Source organism: Microcystis sp. M49636_WE2, from assembly GCF_030065375.1.
Classification (GTDB): Bacteria; Cyanobacteriota; Cyanobacteriia; order Cyanobacteriales; family Microcystaceae; genus Microcystis; species Microcystis aeruginosa_C.
Window position 1 is genome coordinate 1 of the sequence record NZ_JASJFG010000166.1, and the last position, 5,017, is coordinate 5,017.

General features: G+C 41.6%; 6 protein-coding genes and 1 pseudogene. 2 read left to right on the forward strand and 5 right to left on the reverse strand.

Translation table 11 applies throughout. The features are described 5' to 3' along the window. Positions 1-21 precede the first annotated feature (21 nt). Positions 22-912 (reverse strand): S66 peptidase family protein, encoded by an 891-nt coding sequence (locus PX484_RS03790; RefSeq protein ID WP_288102909.1) that lies wholly within the window; start codon positions 910-912, stop codon positions 22-24. Between the two features lie 58 nt (positions 913-970). On the opposite strand from PX484_RS03790, the gene PX484_RS03795 reads away from it, so the two are divergent. Both PX484_RS03795 and PX484_RS03800 read left to right on the forward strand, forming a co-directional pair. Beyond that, positions 971-1,807: an Rpn family recombination-promoting nuclease/putative transposase gene (locus PX484_RS03795; protein ID WP_288102910.1), complete on the forward strand. Its 837-nt coding sequence runs from the start codon at positions 971-973 to the stop codon at positions 1,805-1,807. Between the two features lie 301 nt (positions 1,808-2,108). Then, positions 2,109-2,309 carry a hypothetical protein gene (locus tag PX484_RS03800; protein WP_039899996.1) on the forward strand — a complete coding sequence of 67 codons (201 nt, stop codon included), beginning with the start codon at positions 2,109-2,111 and terminating at the stop codon, positions 2,307-2,309. 17 nt (positions 2,310-2,326) lie between these two features. Here the strand turns inward: PX484_RS03800 and PX484_RS03805 are convergent, their stop codons facing one another. The 4 genes and pseudogenes from PX484_RS03805 to PX484_RS03820 form a co-directional block, all read right to left on the reverse strand. Then, complete coding sequence (locus tag PX484_RS03805) at positions 2,327-2,785, reverse strand: cupin domain-containing protein (protein WP_002800061.1); 459 nt, start codon at positions 2,783-2,785, stop codon at positions 2,327-2,329. Positions 2,786-2,833: 48 nt separating this feature from the next. Then, on the reverse strand, positions 2,834-3,676 hold the full coding sequence (gene folP / locus PX484_RS03810; RefSeq protein WP_287767140.1) for a dihydropteroate synthase: 843 nt from the start codon (positions 3,674-3,676) through the stop codon (positions 2,834-2,836). Between the two features lie 134 nt (positions 3,677-3,810). Beyond that, positions 3,811-4,608: a hypothetical protein gene (locus tag PX484_RS03815; RefSeq protein ID WP_287767139.1), complete on the reverse strand. Its 798-nt coding sequence runs from the start codon at positions 4,606-4,608 to the stop codon at positions 3,811-3,813. Between the two features lie 160 nt (positions 4,609-4,768). After that, a pseudogene (locus PX484_RS03820) lies at positions 4,769-5,017 on the reverse strand (hypothetical protein); the annotation flags it as partial.

Here is a 5,017-nt window from a genome sequence, read left to right on the forward strand (position 1 = left end):
AGATACTATCAAAAAAGTGGATCATTGGGGATAGAAAAATTCTAAGATTCCCCGATCCCCGTCCAGTTCTACCATTGTTCCCACAGGTAAAGCGGCATTATCGCCATCATGACCGAAAGGTAACTCAGCAATAACCGCAATACCCAAATCGCCCAAACGCTCTTTTAAGACTTCCTCTACGGTTTGACTATCACTACCGGAGGCCGCCAGACAACGGCTAAAACGACCGAGGGCAATGCCTTTATTTTGGGTGAAAATGCCCAGCATTCGCCACTGAGTTAACATTCGATCAATTCGGTAGGGGGCCTCGGTTACGTCCTCTAGGGCTAAAATTACCCCCTCTAGGGTGGGTTGAACCGAGGTTCCGAGGAGATGGGTGGCTACGGTTAAATTAGCTGGTAATAAGCGTCCCCGCACTTTGCCCCCACCCCAACCTTGACCGATAAGAGGGGCTAAAGGACGACCTTCCAGAAGAGAAAAGAGGCGATCGATTGATTGGGGACTTTCTTGGGCTAAGGTGGTTAAAACTGCCCCGTGAACGCTACAAATGCCCTGTTTCGCTAAACTCCATAAAATCCCCGTCACGTCGGAAAAACCGATTAACCATTTCGGGTTAGTTTTTGCCCATGTCCAATTTTCTAAGAGGCGAGCGCTACCGTAACCCCCCCTAGCGCAGAGAATTGCTTGACAATCGGCATCTTGCCATGCTTGGGCTAAAGCTTGACGACGTTGCTCGTCGCTACCAGCGAGATAACCGAGACTATTCGACCAATTCTCGCTAAATTCCACTTGATAACCCCTCGATCGCCAGATTTCTACGCCTTTTTCTAGGGCGGCTAATTCCTTGACGGCTCCACTGGTGGCCACCAGAGAAACTTTAGCACCGGGTTGCAGAAATGATGGGATGATCATAGGTTAATTCTCTTTTGTTGGCGGATTAAGCGGAAATTACAGGTAATTTTGTGACAGCATGAAAACTGACAGCATATTCTATCGAATGTTTCTCGATTTTCCCGATTCGTTCTTTGAATTAATTGAGCGACCCGATGCTAGGGTTAGCAATTATCGATTTACTTCCCAAGAAGTCAAACAACTAGCTTTTCGATTGGATGGTTTATTTTTGCCGCTCGATAATCTAGAAAATTTGCCCTTTTATCTGGTAGAAGTGCAGTTTCAAAAGGATGAAGACCTATATTATCGATTATTTTCGGAACTTTTCTTATATCTTAGACAGTATAAACCTTTGTCACCGTGGCAGATAGTTGTTATTTATCCTAGCCGAGAAATTGAGCGAGAACATCCCCAGCAATTTGCAGACTTGTTATCCTTGTCAAGGATTAAAAGAATCTATCTGGATGAATTGGCAAATGACGAGACTCCTTCCTTAGCGATCGCCATGATCAAATTGGTCACGGAAAGTGAGAGTCAAGCTGTTAATTCTGCTAAGATTTTAATTAAACAGGCTCAAAGAGAACTGAGCGATCGCTTAGTGCAGAAAAATGTCATTGATTTAATCGAAACGATAATCATTTATAAATTACCCCAAAAAAGTCGAGAGGAAATTGAAGCTATGTTGGAACTACAAGACCTCAAACAAACTCGTTTCTATCAAGAAGCTTTTGGAGATGGAATTGAACAGGGAATTGAACAGGGAATTGAACAGGGAATTGAACAGGGAATAAACTTGCAAAAATTGAAAACAATTCCTCTACTGCAAGACCTCGGTTTAACCCCGCAACAAATCTCGGAACGCTTAGACTTGACTCTGGAAACAGTGCTTAACTATTTGGCACAACAGGAACAATGATCGATCCTGTTTCAACAGTCTAGAAAAGCATCAATAGTAGTGAATTAGTGACCTTTAAGCTATCAGGGATAACTCGATGAATAACGACTTATTGACTTTCTTCTTTTGTGTTGCTTTTCTCATTCTATATCTAGTTTTTTCAGCTTTAACCGAGATGGGAACAAAATGGCCTTGGACAAAAAAATAAGAGAAATACTTATAGATGTGAATAAACATAAAATCGGGTCAGGGATTCGGTCATTGGAAAAATTCTAGAGATTTGCTATCTAAATAATTAACTCGATCGCTCTACTGATAAAATATGAAACTAATTGCTGATATTTCCCCGAGCTTGGATTTATTCTTGTTGCTTTTTTTCTGGCATTGTCTCATCGGTGGCATTGCTACAGTCATCGCTATCAATAAAGGCTATCCCAGATTAAATTGGCTAATCTTCGGACTTCTGGGAGGAACCTTTACCTTTTTTATCGCTCTTTTCCTGAAAAAAAAGCCCAAAATTTAAGGGATGGTATTGCTTGATTATCCTTTAATAGTTCCCATCAACACCTCTAAATCTTCTGCGTCTAACTCCTCTGGGATACCATTGCGAATTAATTCCGAAAAATCCTCATTGGGAACCATAAAACATAGTGCATAAAGTCTTCCGTCCCCCACATTTCTAATCTCGTGAATACCCGTGGGACGGACTAATAAACTATCCCCTGGACCTAGGGGAATCGGTTTACCATCACAGATAGCCATTCCCTCCCCTTTGAGGATAAAAAACATTTCTACGGCAAAATGATGACGATGGGTAGGGGTGCAACCGTGGGGATCGAAAATTTCCACACAGACGGTCAAGGAATCCCCCGCTACGGTAGAATCGAAGACGATCGCTAAACGATTCGTATCCCCAGCGCTAATGCGAAAAACTTGATAATCCCGGGGAGATCGAATCACGGGTAACATACAATGATCGCTGGTTAGTTGGCTATTCATCGCTAATTTCGATCGAACTGTGGATGATTCTAAGACTAGCAAAAATTTTCAACTTCGCTCGATTGCGTCCACCACTTTACTCACATCTATGATCGCGGCCACATCATGGACGCGCAGGATATCGGACCCCTTAGCGATCGCTAAGGCACAGGCCGCCGCCGTTCCGAAAACTCGTTCTTTTGGGTCATCTTTGCCTGTAATCTCGCCGATAAAGCGTTTTCTCGACAATCCAATTAAAATAGGTAAATCTAAATCCCGAAATTGCCCTAATTCTCGCAATAACTCAAGATTTTGTCTCCCAGTTTTGGCGAAACCAATCCCCGGATCGATGATAATATTTTCCCTAGCAATGCCCCACTGTACAGCTTCCTTAACGCGATTCTGTAAAAATTCTTTAATTTCCTTGACTAAATCCTCATAATGTGTTAAAGATTGCATGGTTTGCGGATTGCCCCGCAGGTGCATGAGGATGATGGGAACAGCCAATTTAGCCACCGTAGGCAATAATAGGCGATCGAAGGTTCCCCCAGAAATATCATTGATCAAATCGGCCCCGGCGGCGATACCTTGGGCTGCCACGATCGCCCTAGTGGTATCGAGAGAGATAGGAATAGAACTTTGTTGTCGAATAGCGGTGATTACGGGGATAACTCGCGATAATTCTGCTTCTAGGCTAATTTCTTCGGCTCCCGGACGGGTGGATTGACCACCGATATCGATTATATCAGCCCCGGCCTCGATCATTTTCATCGCCTGTAGCAGGGCATTTTCAACATTGTCAAATTCTCCCCCATCACTAAAACTATCGGGAGTAACATTCAAAACACCCATGATATAGGTGCGTTTTCCCCAAGCAAAAATATGTTCACGAATTGCCATTAAACTAGACATAATAATAAATCCTGTTGAAAAAGTATATGAATTATGAATTATGAATTATGAATTATGAAGTGGGGAGAATAAATAAAAATAATCTCCTGACTCCTGAATACTGGCTCCTGACTCCTGAATACTGATCACCATAGTTAATTTTTAGGTAGGGAAGAATCTTTTAATTGAAAATAAGCTTGTACTTCTTCTTTCCAGAGTTGATATTTTTCTTGAATTAGTTGATATTGACTTGCAAAATCGAGGGTACAATCAACGAGATTGCTATCGATATCGCATTGCACTAATTCCCGTTCGATCAGGGTTTCTCGGATAAATTTTAAACATTCTTGTCTCAAAGTTTCCGCTTGATCAATAATTAGTTGGACTTGATTAATTGCTCGATCATATAATGGAGTTTGTGAATGAAAAATTTCGGAAGATGCGGCCAGATTTCGCAGTCTATGTAATTGATTTCTCTTTTCTACTAAACTGGCAATTTTGGGGTTAATTTCAAAAAGTAAGGTTTTCACCAGAGGAGCCAAGCGGCGAGTGTTAGTATAATCGTAGTTATTAAGATCGGATTTAATCAGGTGTACCTGTTGTAAATCGACGGTAATATCGTGGAATTGTATCTCGGTTTCGGTGATGGTGGGATGAATCGTTTTAACTTTCCAAGTAGTAATAGAAGTCAACTGCTGGCGATCACTATTAACCATTTGCTGCTCCATTTTCACCACATCAAGGGGAATACTATAAAGTTTTTTATCGGGAATATAGATGACATCGCTACCGAGAATACGATCGATTTTAGGACGACGATATAAATAATGATACAGGAATCGATAAAAGCTTTTACTGCCTTGAAATATCTGGACAAATAACCAAATTTTCCAGCTTAATAACCCGCCGAGAAAGCGTCCGAATAGATGGGAATTCGAGGAGGGGTTATTCATGAAATTCCGTTATCAGTTATCGGTGAGGAATCGGAGGTTTGGTTCTTTTCAGTGTTCGGTAAACAGTAAACAGTAAACAGGGATAAAGATGAAGATAACTAACTAACTAATTAACTTAAAACTTACATCTGATAACTGATCACTGATCACTGATCACTGATTAAGGACGTTCTCCGGGTAGATTTTTTGACGATGTTGGTTTCGATCTTACCTGTTGACGACCGTTGCGGATAACTTGTAACATTTGCCCTAATTGTCGATCAAGATCTTCTAAAACCGCTTCGGCATAGTCGTCAGCGCCTTTTTGAATTTCATGACATTCAGCTTGGGTTTTTTGTCGTAACTGTTGCACTTCCTGCAAGGTGCTGTGACGCATCTGTTCGATTTCATCGAGGGTTTGTTGTTGCAA

Excerpts from the sequence above, each read along its gene's own strand:
- PX484_RS03790 (WP_288102909.1), bottom strand. The coding sequence starts at position 912 with ATGATCATCCCATCATTTCTGCAACCCGGTGCTAAAGTTTCTCTGGTG.
- PX484_RS03795 (WP_288102910.1), top strand. The coding sequence starts at position 971 with ATGAAAACTGACAGCATATTCTATCGAATGTTTCTCGATTTTCCCGAT.
- PX484_RS03800 (WP_039899996.1), top strand. The coding sequence starts at position 2,109 with ATGAAACTAATTGCTGATATTTCCCCGAGCTTGGATTTATTCTTGTTG.
- PX484_RS03805 (WP_002800061.1), bottom strand. The coding sequence starts at position 2,785 with ATGAATAGCCAACTAACCAGCGATCATTGTATGTTACCCGTGATTCGA.
- folP (WP_287767140.1), bottom strand. The coding sequence starts at position 3,676 with ATGTCTAGTTTAATGGCAATTCGTGAACATATTTTTGCTTGGGGAAAA.
- PX484_RS03815 (WP_287767139.1), bottom strand. The coding sequence starts at position 4,608 with ATGAATAACCCCTCCTCGAATTCCCATCTATTCGGACGCTTTCTCGGC.